The following is a 14073-nucleotide window of genomic DNA, read 5'->3' on the forward strand; positions in this document are numbered from 1 at the left end:
ACGACGACCGGTCAGCTATTCGATGGAAACCGTCATGAGGTCCTCGGCGAACCGGACGTCGCCGTCGTAGTGGGCCCCGATCGACTCGAGCATCTCGTCGTGGCGGCCGTCGGTGTGGGGATAGAGGTGGGTCAGATAGACGCGCCCGATGTCGCGGCCGTCCAGTTGCCGACCCAGCGTCTCGGGTGTCGGGTGGTTGGAGACGTCGACGTCGTCGGGAAACGAGCAGTCGTGGGCGAGGATCGCCGATCCTTCCGCGAAGTTCGCCAGCCCTGCGAACGCCTCGCTGTCGCCGCTGAACGTAAAGCGGTCGTCGAACCGGTAGGCCAAACACGGCAGCGAGTGACGCGTCTCGTAGGCGGCGACGTCGAACCCCGCGACCGAAAAGTCACCCGGAACGACCTCGCGAACCTGCAGATCGACTTTGTCCTGCATGTAGTCGTAGACTGAGAGCAGATCGTCGACCAATCCCTTGGTCCCCTGCGGGCCGACGATCTCGAGGTGGTCCTCGCCGGCGAGCCAGCGGGCCTTCAACAGCGGTAACAGATCGGCGACGTGGTCGAGATGGTGGTGAGTCAGGAGGACGGTCGAGACGTTCTCGTAGCCGATGCCGGACTGCTGGAGTCGCTGGAGCACGCCGGCACCGCAATCTAGCAGCAGCGTTCGGCCATCGTCCTGCACGAGAAGCCCCGCCTGAAAGCGTTCGCCGGTGGGCATCGCGCTGCCCGTGCCGAGAAAGGTGACACGCATACGCGGTTTTGGAACGGCCGTCCCGATAACAGTTGTTATGAAACCGATCCGTCCGCGGCGGCGGACCGGGGCCACGATCCGTGTCCATGGCCGCAGTATCGGAGTGGGGCCTGCTGTTCGAGGAACCCGACCACGACCCGTCTCGGGAGCGTGTCGAGCGGCTCGAGTCGGTTGCCGGAGAGCGAGACGGCTTGGCCGCCCGTGACAGCCGGTCGCGACGACGCCGCCGCGCGGGGTGCGGCGACCGATCGGCGGCTTTATCGCTCCGTCGGCCCGATGGACGGAGACGAATCCATGACTGTCGTTCTCGCCGGCGTCGGTGCCGACAGCACGAACGTCGGCGCGCTGGCCCCGCTCTACGACGACGGCCGCTTCGAATACGTCCCGATCCCGGAGAAAACGCGGGCGACCGACGAGTCCGAGACGCTCGGCTCGTGGGAACTCCGAGCGGGCGACGGCACCGCCGCGGACCTGACGAGTCGCATCACGCCCCAGCCAGTCCACGACGGGACCGACACGGTCACCGGCGAGGCCCTCGAGTCCTGGCCGCTCCACCGGGACCCGAACTTCGAGGCGCTGACGTACGGCGAACACCGGACCAGCGGCTACGTCTCGCGGCTGCGCGCGCTCGAGTCGGGCGACGTCGTTGGGTTCTACGCCGGTCTGCGACGACCCGGCGGGGACCGCGCCCACCGCTACCTGATCGGCTACATCACCGTCGACGACGTGGTCGTCGTCGGCCCGGATATGCCGCCGGCCGAACGCGCGGCCGTTCTCGAGGCGCATCCGGCAAACGCCCACGCGAAACGCGCCCGGGAGGGCGAGCTATATCTCGAGAAGCCGGTCGTAATCGTCGACGGCCGCGAGCCGGGCGGCCTCTTCGAGCGCGATCCGATCCGGCTCAGCGACTATTACGTCAGGGACGGCAACGAGCGGGCACAGTACTACCTGCGCGAGGAGATCGCCGACGAGTGGCACGTTCGGGCCGGCGGCGCGAATATGATGTTCAAACCCGCCTATCGGTGTGCACTCTCGGGCGCTGCGTTCCGGGAACTGGTCGGTTTGCCCGGTAATCGAACGGCCGTGCGGGACGGCCGCGACTGAGGAACGGGGGCGTTCGTTCGACTCGATCGCGCTCGTCGCGTCGAGAGCTGGTTCCGCATCGCTCGGTTTGATGTACCACTGCGTCAAACGTGACAGCCAGTGACAGCTTCAGACGAACCGACGCCGCGACACGACCGCGTCGAGCGTCACGCGACGCCCGGGCCGCGCAACTCGCTGGCCCACTGGACCGCCGCTCGCAACCCGCTCCGGGTCGCGATCAACTACGTCGTCGTCTGGCTCGTCCGGATCTCGCCCAGCCTCCGACTCAAGCGCTGGCTCCTCCGCCGGATCGGCGTCACGGTCGGCGCGGGCGTTTCGTGGGGGCTCGAGGCGACGCCGGACGTCTTCTGGCCGGATTTGATCACGGTCGAGGCGGGCGCGATCGTCGGCTACGACGCGACGATCCTCTGTCACGAGTTCCTCCAGGACGAGTACCGAACGGGCGAGGTCGTCGTCGGCGAGCGGGCGATGATCGGGGCCGGCGCGATCGTCCTCCCGGGCGTTGAGATCGGCGAGGGGGCAAGCGTCGCGGCGAACTCCCTGGTGACACGCGACGTACCGCCCGGAGCGACGGTTGCCGGCGTCCCGGCCCGACAGATGGGCGACGAGGGTGACGCTCCGGCCGCGACGTAACCGTCTCCGCTCGGTCCCCTTCCGATGTCGTGGTGTGCGTCTCTTGGGTGCCGTCCTCGTCTCGGTCGCGACGAGTGTCTTCGAGAACAGAATTACTATACCGAAGTGAACGAATTCCTGCCCATGTCGTACTGTCACAACTGTGACGAGGACTTCGAACCGGGGACCATTCTCTGCCCGGAGTGTGGAGGGAAATTAACCGAGGAGAACAATGATACGGAGACTGCGTCGGGCTGGTCGACCGACGATCCCGGACACGACGATACGTTCGGGTGGTCGAGTGACGACTCGGCAAGTACTGACACGTCCGGCTGGTCGACGGATGATTCTGCGAGCGATGACACGTCCGGCTGGTCGACCGATACTTCTGCGAGCGACGACTCCGGGTGGGGGAGCGACGATGCCGCGGGGACCAGTGGAGCGGCGACGGCCCAGCGGGAATCGGGGCTGACCGCCGCGTCGGAACCGCGGTACCACGACAGGGATATCTTCGACTTCTCGTTTGCGTTCCCGCTCGGGAAGGGCGGCAAGCCGTTGCTGATCGACTCCGTCCTCATTCTCTTGTCCTTTCTCCTCGTGCCGCTGCTGTTTTCCTACGGCTACTCCTATCGCGTCGGTCGCGCGGCGGCGCGGGGAGACGGCGATGTCCCCTCGTTCGACGACTGGGGCGGACTGGGAACGGACGGACTGATCCTCGTCGGCATCTATCTCGGCGTCGTCATCGCGCTCAGTGTGCTCGTGGCCGCGTTCATCGGCGCGATAGCTGTGGTCGGGGAGTCGTCGGAGCTCGTGCTCGTCCTCCTCGCGATCGGGACACTGCTCGTATTCGCGTGCGTCTACGTCGCCGGCGCGATCGTCCCCGTCCTGATCGGCACGGGCAGCCTCACCGAGACGTTTTCCAACGGCCGCCTCCTCGAGTTCGCGCTCTCGCGACACTATCTCAAGGGCGTCGTCCTCATGTTCGTGTTTTGGTTCATCCTGTCGACCGCGGCCAGTATCGTTGCGGTGGTCCTCGCGATTACCGTTCTCGGTATCGCCCTGCTGATTCCGCTGTACTTCGTGTTCACGGCGTACAGTGCGAACCTCGCCTTCGCCATGTGGGGCTACATCTACAACGAAGCGGCGGCGGCCGGCGACGTCGACCCCGTCGACCCCGACGCATCGCTCGGCCTGCGATAGCGGTCCGGTCGGACGGATCGCTCCGAATGTGAGCAAAAACGGGCCGCGATGGGATGGCCCACGAGACGCGACGCAGACCGTGCCGATTGGGGCGACCCACCGCTACTCCCCGGTTCAAATGCCGGGACTACAGCGACGACCAGGACTTCCGCGCTTCGTTCCAGGAGGTAACGTCGGCGATCCAGCGGGCCGCGATCATCTTTTTCAGGTTCTGGGCCGGGAGACCGCCGAAGGTGTCGACGGGCAGGGAAATCCCGAATGCCGGCTTCACGTCGTGGGCGACCGCCTTTTCGCCGACGGAGACGACCGTCCCCTTGTCCTCGTGTTCCCAGGTCCGGAGCGGTCGATTCTCGATCGCACGCGCGATGTTCTCGCCGGCGACCTCCGCGGCCTGCCAGGCGGCCTGTGCCGTCGGCGGTGCGGGCTGGTCGCCCTGATCGATGAGCGCCGAGTCGCCGATCGCGAACACGCGTTCGTCGGAGGTCTGGAAGTTCGCACCGGTGTTGACGCGGTTGTGTTCCTTCTCGAGGTCGGCGTTCTCCATCGCGTCCCGTCCCGTGATGCCGCCGGTCCAGACGAGCACGTCGTGGTCGAGGGGCTCGCCCTCGTCGAACTCGATGTGATCCGCAGTGGCCTCGGTGATCGGGTCGTCCGTATGGACCTGGACGCCCGCTTCCTCGAGCAGGTCGCGCAGCGCCTGTTGGATCTCCGGATCGTTGCCGGGGAAGATCTCCTCGAGCGCTTCGACGAGGTGGATCTCGATGGGTGCGCGGTGTTCGTCGCGGAACTCGGCGATCTCGCCGGCGGTCTGGATGCCGGAGAGGCCGGCACCGCCGATGACGACCTGTGCGGGCTCGCCACGAGTCGCATCACGGCTGGCCTCGCTGACGGCCTCGTGGATCTCGAGGGCGTCGTCCAGGCTCTTGAGGGTGAGGGAGTGTTCCTCGAGACCCGGAATGCCGTAGTAGGCGGTCTGGCTGCCGAGTCCGATGAGGACGTGGTCGTACTCGACGTCATCGCCGTCGGCGAGTTCGACGGTCCGTTCGTCGACATCGAGGCCGGTGACTTCGTCCTGGATGAACCGGGTCGACGGGTCGGCGATCTGCGTGGTCGGGAACGTAATGTCGGATCGGACGTCCGGGTCCCGAATAACGCGGTGTGCTTCGTGTAGCACGAGGTGATAGTCGACATCGGCGATCCAGGTTAGCCGCGCGTTGCCCCCGAGCTCCGACTGGAGCTTGTTGATTGCACCGGTACCGGCGTATCCAGCACCGAGCACGACGACGTTCTCAGTCATATCCCACACTGGGAATCACTATGATACAAAGCTGTTGAAACAGGAATCGGTATGTTTACTATTGACAGGCCGTCGGCTCGCCCGAACTCCGTCGTCAGTGCCCTCAGAGGATTCGTTTGCCGAACGTGCTGGCGGTTAGCTCCGCCGCCAGCGTCGCCGTTTCGTTCCCCTCGTCCAGGATCGGGTTTACCTCGACGACGTCCATTGATCGGAGGACTCCCTCCGCCTCGTCGCGTCGAGACAGCGTCTCAAGTGCGGCGTGGGCTTCCCGGTAGGTGACACCGCCGCGGACGGGAGTGCCGACTCCGGGTGCCGTCTTGGGATCGAGCCAGTCGAGATCGAGGCTCACGTGGACGCCGTCGGTGCCGTCGGTCGCGACCGCGAGGGCGTCGTCGACGACCGCGGAAATCCCTCGCTGGTCGATGTCGGCCATGGTGAAGGCGGTGATCTCGCTCTCGCGGATCAGTTCGCGCTCGCGGTCGTCGATGCTCCGGAGCCCGACGTAGGCGATCGACGACTCCCGTAGCCGAGGCGCAGGTGCCCACTCCGTTTCGCCGAACGCGCCGCGGCCGAGGGCGGCGGCCAGCGGCATTCCGTGGACGTTTCCGCTGGGAGACGTCTCGGGCGTATTGAGATCGGCGTGTGCGTCGAACCAGATCACCCCGAGGTCGGCGTCGCGCGCCGAACCGGTCAGCGACCCGATCGCGACCGAATGATCCCCGCCCAGCACGAGCGGGAACTCGCCGTTCGCGAGCGTTGTCGCGACCCGGTCGCGCACCCGTTTACAGACGTCCTCGATCTCCCGGAGGAACTTCGCATCCCCCCGACTGGGCTGGTCGGCGTTCGGATCGCGCTCTTCCGCCCGTGGCATCGTCAGGTCGCCGTCGTCGACGGGGTCGACGCCTGCTCGCTCGAGGCCGTCCGCGAGGTCCGCGTATCGAATCGCTGACGGTCCCATGTCGACGCCTCGGCGGTTCGCTCCGTAGTCCATCGGTGCCCCGATGATTCTGACGGTCCGTTCCATACGCCCGATAGATCACCGCCCGGCTTGGTCGTGGCGATTACGGTGCGGTCGCTCTGGCGACAGCTTTAGGGTTAGACCCGTCTAAACTCGGTACAGCATGATGCTGAGCGACGTGATGGAAGACTACCTCAAAGCGATCTACCAGCTTCAACGCGAGACCGACGATCGGATCAAGACCTCGGAGATCGCCGAGGAGTTGGACGTCACGTCGCCGACGGTCACCAGCATGCTCGACAAACTCGAGAACCGGGAACTCGTCGATCGCGAGAAGTATCGCGGCGTGACCCTGACGGACGAGGGCGAGACCGTCGCCCTGGAGATCGTCCGCCATCACCGCCTGCTCGAGGCCTACCTCACCGAGCACCTCGATTACGACTGGTCGGAGGTCCACGCGGAGGCCGATCGACTCGAACACCACATCAGCGAGGACTTCGAGGCGCGCGTCGCGGACGCCCTCGGCGAACCCGAGGTCGACCCCCACGGCTCGCCGATTCCGAGCGCCGATCTCGAGCCTCCGACACGGCCCGACGGGAAATCGATCGCCGAGTTCGAGGCGGGGACCGTCGTGACCGTCGCCGAGGTCGCCGACCGCGATCCGGACGTCCTCTCCTATCTCGCCGAGCACGGCGTCGAACCCGGCGTCGAACTCGAGATCATCGAGATCGCACCCTTCGGGATGGTGACGGCCCGCTCGAGCGAGGCCGACGACCCCGTTTCACTGCCCGAGTCCGTCGCGAGCCACGTCTGGGTCGCAGCGCCCGCAGAGCCCGAACCGTAGCCGTCCGGACTGCGACCCCGGCTTGGATGGCCCCGGCCCCGGCCGCCGTGATGCAGTCGAACCCCGCCGGGAGACCAGTCTGGCCCGGTCGCCTCGAGAGGGTCTCGACGGCGTCCGCCGTAGCGGCGCACTCTCTCCGAGACGATGGTGACGGAATAACATGTCTCGAATCTCTCCCCGGCGAACGAAGAGAAACACCTTCCCATACCCGATTCAAACGTCACAATCCTGGCGAAACGATTCCGCTGACCCGCCGGGTTTAAGGAATCCAAATACGAATAAATACCTATGTCATCAATCGAACTCACGCCGAGCCAGAAGAAAATCCTCCGCGCGCTCACGAACCTCCACAAGGAGACTGAAGACGCCATCAAAGGCGAGGATATCGCCGAACAAGTCGACCGCAACCCGGGGACCATCCGCAACCAGATGCAGAGCCTCAAGGCCCTCCAACTGGTCGAAGGCGTCCCCGGCCCGAAGGGCGGTTACAAACCGACGGCCGCCGCCTACGAGGCCCTCGAGATCCAGCAGATGGACGAACCCGCCGCCGTCCCGATGCAACACGAAGGCGAGCCCATCGACGATACCATCATCGAAGAGATCGACCTCTCGAGCGTTCATCATCCGGAACTCTGCCGCGCGGAGATCCACATTCAGGGCACACTCAGCGAGATTCACGAGGACGATTCCGTCACCGTCGGTCCGACGCCGCTCTCGAAACTCCTGATCAAGGGGACAGTCGACGGCAAAGACGACACGAACAACATTCTCATCCTGCGGATCGACGACATGGTCGCGCCCGCCGAGGAACCGGCTCACTGATCCGCCGGGCGGCCGCGTTCTCCCTCTCTTCGAGCGTCGCCACTGCCGTCTCTTGCTCTCCGATCGTATGACGGCCGCGCGATCAGCGTACAACTCGGTGTCGGTACGGACTCCGATGGCGGTCGGTCTCCTGCCGTCGACCGACCCCAACCGCCGGTCTCGAGCCGTTTCCGGCCGCCGAAAACGCGTTATTCGGCCGCGTCGGAGGCGTCGTCGGCGGTCGCCGACGCAGGGATGTCATCGACTGCGGCGACCGCGTCGCCGTCTTCGACCTCCATGACGATCACGCCCATCGTGTTGCGGCCGACAGTCGAAATCTCGTCGACGCGGGTCCGGACGATCTGGCCGCGCTCGCTCATCAACACGAGTTGGTCGTCGTCGTCGACCGCCTTGACGGCCGTCACGGGACCGTTTCGCTCACCGGTCTTGATGTCGATCAGCCCCTTGCCGTACCGGGATTGGGTACGATACGCGGAGAGCAGCGTTCGCTTGCCGTAGCCGTTCTCCGTGACGGTCAACAGTGCCTGCTCGTCGTCCTCGTCGGTCGCGACGAGGCCAGCCACGGCATCGCCCTCCTGCAGTTTGATCCCGTTGACGCCGCGTGCGTTCCGGCCCATCGCGCGGACTTCCGTCTCGTCGAAGCGGATCGTCATGCCGCCTTCGGTCGCGATGACGAGGTCCTGCGAACCGTCAGTGACCTCGACGTCGACGAGTTCGTCGCCGTCTTCCAAGTCCGCGGCGATGATTCCCGTCGAGAGAATGTTGTCGAACTCCTCGCCGGCTGTGCGCTTGACGTAGCCGTTCCGGGTCGCCATCGTCACGAACTCGTCGTCGCCGAAGGCATCCGTGTCGACGATGGCCGTGATGTCCTCACCGGGGTCGAGATCGAGGATGTTGACGGCGGATTTCCCGCGTGCGGTCCGTCCCATCTCGGGGATCTCGTAGGTCTTGAGCCGGTAGACTGCACCCTGATTCGTAAAGCACAGCAGGTAATCGTGGGTGTTCGCCCGGAAGACCGTCGAGACGTTGTCGTCCGTTTTGACGTCCGCGCCGATGATCCCTTTCCCGCCGCGACCCTGGGGGTCGAACTGCTCGATCGGCATCCGCTTGACGTAGTCGTCTTCCGTCATGACCACGAATACCTCCTCTTCCGGGATGAGGTCCTCGTGGGTGACCGTCCCCTCGTCCTCGACGATCGAGGTCCGACGGTCGTCGGCGTATTCGGCTTTGATCTCGCGGAGTTCGTCTTTGATGACCGAGAGCAGTTCGGACTCGCTCTCGAGGATCGCCGTCAGCCGTTCGATCTCGGCCTGGACGTCTTCGTACTCCTCGTTGATCTCGGCGGCCTCCATCGAGGTGAGACTGCCCAGTTGCATCCGGACGATGTGGTCGGCTTGGTCTGCGGAGAAATCGTATGCCTCCTGAAGGTTCGCCTTCGCGTCCGACCGCGTCTCGCTATCCCGGATCAACTCGACCACGTCCTCGGCGTTCTCGACGGCCGTTAGCCGCCCCTCGAGAATGTGTGCTCGATCTTCGGCTTCCGCGAGGTCGTACTCGCTGCGTCGGCGAACGACCTCGCGACGGTGGGAGATGTACTCCTCGAGCGTCTCCTTGAGCGAGAGCACGCGCGGTTGGCCGTCGACCAGCGCGAGGTTGATCACGCCGAACGTTCGCTCGAGGTGGTTCTCGAGCAGTTTGTTCTTGACGACCTCGGCGTTTGCTCCGCGGTTGAGTTCGATGACGATACGGACACCATCGCGGTCGGACTCGTCGCGCAGGTCGGTGATCCCTTCGATCTCGCCCTCGTTGACGTCATCGGCGATGCGCTCGACCAGGCGGGCCTTGTTGGCCTGGAAGGGGAGTTCGGTGACGACGATCCGCTCCCGGTTCGAGTTCCATTCCTCGACCTCGAACTCGGCGCGAACGCGGAGGCGGCCGCGACCGGTCTTGTACGCCGAGTAGATCGCATCCCGGCCGACGATGTTCGCGCCCGTCGGGAAGTCTGGACCTTTGACGTGTTCCATCAGGTCGTCGACGGTCGCGTCGGGATCGTCGATTAGTTCGATCGTCGCGTCGATGACTTCGCCCAAGTTGTGCGGCGGGATGTTCGTCGACATCCCGACCGCGATTCCCGAGGAACCGTTGACAAGCAGGTTCGGGAACGCCGCCGGAAGCACGTCGGGCTCTTGCAGGCGGTCGTCGTAGTTCGCCGAGAAGTCGACCGTATCCTTGTCGATGTCCTCGAGCAACTCCTCGGCGACGGGGGCCATCCGGGCCTCCGTGTATCGGGGTGCGGCGGCCGGATCGCCGTCCATCGAGCCGAAGTTCCCCTGGCCGTCGACCAGCGGATACCGCATCGAGAAGTCCTGGGCCATTCGGACCAAGGTGTCGTAAATCGCGCTGTCGCCATGTGGGTGGTAATCACCCATCGTCTCCCCGACGATCGAGGAGGACTTGCGGTGGCTCGAGCCGCTCGAGACGCCCATCTCGTGCATCGCATAGAGGATGCGCCGATGGACGGGTTTGAGCCCGTCACGGGCGTCGGGTAGTGCGCGACCGGCGATGACGCTCATCGCGTAGTCGATGTAACTCTGCTCCATCTCGTCTTCGATACGGACGTTTTCGACTGACCGTGCCTCTACGTCCGTCGGATCGGGTACGTCTGAACTCATTTATTCGCTGTTTTTGTGGGTTGTGTAGTGTGGGTCGTCTGGCAAGCACTGCATCCGTGAGCGAGTTCGCGTCGCGAACTCGCGACCGGGCCGACGACCGACCCGGAGAGCGCGGCTTCGCCGCGTCGGGGGGAGGGAGGAGTGCTTTTGATCGAACTGTTGCCGCGAGCGCGGCTACGCCGCGCCCGCAGAGCACCATTTCGTTAGATGTCGATCCACTCGGCTTCGGGCGCGTGGTCCTTGATGAACTGCTTGCGGGGTTCGACGGCGTCGCCCATCAGGACGGAGAACATCTTGTCCGCTGCGGCCGCATCCTCGATCGTGATCTGTTTGAGGATGCGGTTCTCGGGATTCATCGTCGTCTCCCAGAGCTGTTCGGGGTTCATCTCGCCGAGACCCTTGAACCGCTGGACCTGCGAGGGGGTGCCGTCGCACTTCTCTTCGACGATCCGATCGCGTTCGGCCTCCGTCATGGCGTCGTAGGTCTCCCCGCGGTATCGGATGCGGTACAGCGGCGGCTGGGTCGCGTAGACGTATCCGCCCTCGAGCAGCGGCCGCATGTGTCGGTAGAAGAACGTCAACAGGAGCGTTCGGATGTGCGCCCCGTCGACGTCGGCGTCAGTCGCCATGATGATCTTCTTGTAACGGACGTCGTCGATGTCGAACTCGTCGCCGATCCCGGCCCCGATGGCGGTGATCATGTTCCGGATCTCGTCGTTCTCGAGGATACGATCGAGGCGGTGTTTCTCGACGTTCAGGATCTTCCCTTTGATGGGCAGGATGGCCTGGAAATCAGGGTTGCGGGCCTGTTTCGCGCTGCCGCCCGCGGAGTCGCCCTCCGCGATGAACAGTTCGGCCTCGTCGGGATCTTTGGTCTGACAGTCCGCCAGTTTACCGGGCAGCGAAGTGGACTCCAGAGCGGACTTCCGGCGGGTGAGCTCCTCGGCCTTCTGGGCGGCCATCCGGGCCTTCGCGGCCTCGACGGCCTTTGCGACGATCGCCTCGGCGGTGTCGGGATGTTCCTCGAAGTAGGTGCCCAGCCCCTCGTGCATGGCGCTCTCGACGATGCCACGAACTTCCGAATTGCCGAGTTTCGTCTTCGTCTGTCCCTCGAACTGGGGGTCGGGGTGCTTGATCGAGATGACCGCCGTCAGCCCCTCGCGGATGTCCTCGCCTTTGAGGTTGTTATCGAGGTCCGAGAGGAGGTCGTTCTCGTTGGCGTAGTCGTTGACACACCGGGTCAGCGCGGTCTTGAAGCCGGTGAGATGGGTGCCACCCTCGCGGGTGTTGATGTTGTTCGCGAAGGCGTGGATCGAGCCCTGCAACTCCTCGGTGGCTTGCATCGCGACTTCGACCTGGATGTTCTGTGCCTCGTCCTCGAAGTAGATGATGTCGTCGTGCATCGCCGAGCGCGTCTCGTTCAGATAGTCGACGAACTCGCGGATGCCACCGTCGTACTCGTAGGTCTCGGCGACCGGCTCGCCCTCGTCGGTCTCCTCGCGCTCGTCCCGGAGCGTGATACGAACCCCCGAGTTGAGGAAGGCCAGCTCTCGAAGCCGGTTCGACAGCGTCGAAAACGAGATCTCGCCGGTCTCGAAGATGTCGGTATCCGGCCAGAACCGGATTTCCGTGCCCGTTTCCTCGTCGGGCTCCATGTCGCGAACGCGCTCCATGTCGCCGACGGGTTCCCCGGCCTCGAACGCGTGACGGAAGACGCCGTCGCGTTTGACCTCGGCCTCGAGGCGTTCGGAGAGGGCGTTGACGACGGAGACGCCGACGCCGTGAAGCCCGCCGGAGACCTGATAGGACTTGTTGTCGAACTTGCCGCCGGCATGGAGGACGGTCAGAATGACCTCGAGTGCAGGGCGGTCGTACTCCTCGTGTGTATCGACGGGGATACCACGGCCGTCGTCCGCGACGCTCACCGACCCGTCCTCGTGGATCGAGACGGTGATGTCGTCGCAGTGGCCGGCCAGTGCCTCGTCGATCGAGTTGTCCACCACTTCGTAGACCAGATGGTGGAGTCCTCGAGAATCGGTAGAGCCGATGTACATCGCCGGTCGCTTACGTACAGCCTCCAGGCCTTCCAAGACCTGAATCTGCCCGGCTCCGTACTCGCTTTCCTGGGACATGTAAAACCTGCTTTCGGATAGCAGTCCGGCCCTAATAAAAGTCACGTGTACGCGCGCGAGCGCGAACAGGACCTCGTCGAGCGAACGGTCCGGCGTGTGGCCTAGATAACCGCGTCGAAGTCGTCGTGACCCCGAATGTCGACGCCCTCGTCGGTGATCTCCGCGAGGAAGACGCCGTTGCCGGAGCCGGTATCGCGCTCGACGGCGCTTTTGATCGCACGAGCCGCCACTGACTGGGCGTCCTCAAGCGAGAGGTCGTCCTCGTACTCCTGCTCGAGGAGGCCGTAGGCGAGTTGCATCCCGCTGCCGGTGACGGTGTAGTCGTCGGCCATTACGCCGCCGGCGGGATCGATGCTGTAGACGTGGCTCCCCTCGGCGTCGACGCCGCCGAGGATGGGGTTGATCGCTCGGAACGGGCCGCCGCGGGCGAAGTTACCCGCGAGCGTTGCCAGCGCCTCGATGGGCATCGGCTCATCGCGACGCGACTCGTAGAGGTTGACCTCGGCCCGCAGCGTTCGGATGAACGACTGTGCGCCGCCGACCGAGCCGACCAGCGTCAGCGCGCCCGTGGGGTGAATCTGTTCGACTTTCTGGACGTCCTTGTTCGAGACGAACCGGCCGCCCAGACTGGCACGCATGTCCGTCGCGATGACGACCCCCTCGTCGGTCGTGATACCGATGGTCGTCGTCCCCGTGGAGTTGACGTTCTCGCCGTAGTCGTCGCTCGCCTGGCTGCCATCGGGAAGCGAGCCCAGTTCGGGCTCGTACGGCGACGGGTCGCCGTTCCCCTGGGGTGTCGACGGCTGGGTCCAGTTATTCATCGGTCTCCTCCGGTGTGTCGATCTCCGCGAGGATCGACTCGAGGCGGTCGGTCTCGACCGAACGGAACGATTCGTCGTCGGTCGTCACGGTCGCGACATCGACATCCATGGCGTCGACAAGGTCGTCCTCGGCGGCGCTGAGCGCGCTCAAGGCGAGTTCGATGCCGCCGTCGACGTCGAGGTCCTCGCGGTAGTGCTCCTCGAGGTAGCCCTGGATGGTGTCGCGGTCGCCGCCGATGGCGGCCGCCTTCCACTCGTAGTCCGTCCCCGAGGGGTCGGTCTCGAACAGTTTCGGCTCGCCGTCGTCGATGCCGCCGACGAGGAGGGCGACGCCGAACGGTCGGGCACCGCCGGTCTGGGTGTACTCTTGGATGTGGTCGGTGACCGCGCGGGTCAGCGTTTCGACGCCGATTCGCTGGCCGTAGCGGAGCTGTTCTCCCTGCGCGCGGCGGCGAGCGAGATCGACGAGCTGGCGGGCGTCGGCGACGTGGCCGGCGCTCGCGACACCGACGTGGTCGTCGGCCTTATGGATCTTCTCGACGCTCTCGCGTTCCATAAGCGGCGAACTGACCTGCCGGTTGGCGGCGAGAACGACGCCATCGGACGTTCGAAGACCGACGCTCGCGGTGCCGCGCTTGACGGCCTCGCGGGCGTACTCGACCTGGTAGAGGCGTCCGTCCGGGGAGAAAATGGTGATTCCCCGATCGTATGCCTGCTGATTGGATTGTCCTTGCATAGATTTCAGTCTTCACCTCTGGTAAGGGATAGAAATATATAGGCCTTCTTCTGAAGGCAACCTGGCCTACGGCAGCCCATTCGTCCCGGACACGCAAGAACGTACTGCCAGCAGACGCCGCGAGC

12 protein-coding genes are annotated in these 14073 nt (G+C 64.9%); 5 read left to right on the forward strand and 7 right to left on the reverse strand.

What is annotated here, in order from left to right; translation table 11 throughout:
• Window positions 1-15: 15 nt before the first annotated feature.
• Window positions 16-750 (reverse strand): MBL fold metallo-hydrolase, encoded by a 735-nt coding sequence (locus tag FGF80_RS02435; RefSeq protein ID WP_006186873.1) that lies wholly within the window; start codon window positions 748-750, stop codon window positions 16-18.
• Window positions 751-1044: 294 nt separating this feature from the next.
• Between FGF80_RS02435 and FGF80_RS02440 the strand changes: the two genes are divergently transcribed.
• The 3 genes from FGF80_RS02440 (at window position 1045) to FGF80_RS02450 (ending at window position 3666) form a co-directional block, all read left to right on the forward strand.
• Entirely contained in the window at window positions 1045-1854 is an 810-nt protein-coding gene (locus tag FGF80_RS02440) for an Nmad3 family putative nucleotide modification protein (RefSeq protein WP_138652029.1), read from the forward strand.
• Between the two features lie 99 nt (window positions 1855-1953).
• A complete protein-coding gene (locus FGF80_RS02445) occupies window positions 1954-2487 on the forward strand; it encodes an acyltransferase (RefSeq protein ID WP_006186871.1) in 534 nt (177 codons plus the stop codon).
• A 123-nt stretch (window positions 2488-2610) separates the two neighbouring features.
• A complete protein-coding gene (locus tag FGF80_RS02450) occupies window positions 2611-3666 on the forward strand; it encodes a DUF4013 domain-containing protein (protein ID WP_138652031.1) in 1056 nt (351 codons plus the stop codon).
• A gap of 127 nt (window positions 3667-3793) precedes the next feature.
• Here the strand turns inward: FGF80_RS02450 and FGF80_RS02455 are convergent, their stop codons facing one another.
• Together FGF80_RS02455 and rocF are read right to left on the reverse strand one after the other, a co-directional pair.
• Window positions 3794-4963 (reverse strand): NAD(P)/FAD-dependent oxidoreductase, encoded by a 1170-nt coding sequence (locus FGF80_RS02455; protein WP_138652033.1) that lies wholly within the window; start codon window positions 4961-4963, stop codon window positions 3794-3796.
• Window positions 4964-5066: 103 nt separating this feature from the next.
• Window positions 5067-5987: an arginase gene (gene rocF / locus FGF80_RS02460; RefSeq protein WP_006186868.1), complete on the reverse strand. Its 921-nt coding sequence runs from the start codon at window positions 5985-5987 to the stop codon at window positions 5067-5069.
• Between the two features lie 97 nt (window positions 5988-6084).
• Here rocF and FGF80_RS02465 point away from each other — a divergent pair, with 97 nt between their 5' ends.
• Both FGF80_RS02465 and FGF80_RS02470 read left to right on the forward strand, forming a co-directional pair.
• The gene (locus FGF80_RS02465; protein WP_138652035.1) at window positions 6085-6765 is read left to right on the forward strand and encodes a metal-dependent transcriptional regulator; all 681 of its coding nucleotides are present in this window, start codon (window positions 6085-6087) and stop codon (window positions 6763-6765) included.
• A 288-nt stretch (window positions 6766-7053) separates the two neighbouring features.
• Entirely contained in the window at window positions 7054-7587 is a 534-nt protein-coding gene (locus FGF80_RS02470; RefSeq protein WP_006186866.1) for an Rrf2 family transcriptional regulator, read from the forward strand.
• A 188-nt stretch (window positions 7588-7775) separates the two neighbouring features.
• On the opposite strand, the gene gyrA is transcribed toward FGF80_RS02470, so the two are convergent.
• The 4 genes from gyrA to psmA form a co-directional block, all read right to left on the reverse strand.
• Window positions 7776-10259: a DNA gyrase subunit A gene (gyrA, locus tag FGF80_RS02475; RefSeq protein ID WP_138652037.1), complete on the reverse strand. Its 2484-nt coding sequence runs from the start codon at window positions 10257-10259 to the stop codon at window positions 7776-7778.
• A gap of 203 nt (window positions 10260-10462) precedes the next feature.
• On the reverse strand, window positions 10463-12391 hold the full coding sequence (gene gyrB / locus FGF80_RS02480; protein ID WP_138652039.1) for a DNA topoisomerase (ATP-hydrolyzing) subunit B: 1929 nt from the start codon (window positions 12389-12391) through the stop codon (window positions 10463-10465).
• A 101-nt stretch (window positions 12392-12492) separates the two neighbouring features.
• Window positions 12493-13212 (reverse strand): archaeal proteasome endopeptidase complex subunit beta, encoded by a 720-nt coding sequence (psmB, locus tag FGF80_RS02485; RefSeq protein ID WP_006186863.1) that lies wholly within the window; start codon window positions 13210-13212, stop codon window positions 12493-12495.
• Window positions 13205-13948, reverse strand: coding sequence for an archaeal proteasome endopeptidase complex subunit alpha (psmA, locus tag FGF80_RS02490; RefSeq protein ID WP_006186862.1), 744 nt, complete (start codon window positions 13946-13948; stop codon window positions 13205-13207). The genes psmB and psmA overlap by 8 nt, the downstream gene beginning before the upstream one ends.
• Window positions 13949-14073: the final 125 nt, after the last annotated feature.

It is taken from the genome of Natrinema pallidum (assembly GCF_005890195.1).
Taxonomy (GTDB): Archaea; Halobacteriota; Halobacteria; order Halobacteriales; family Natrialbaceae; genus Natrinema; species Natrinema pallidum.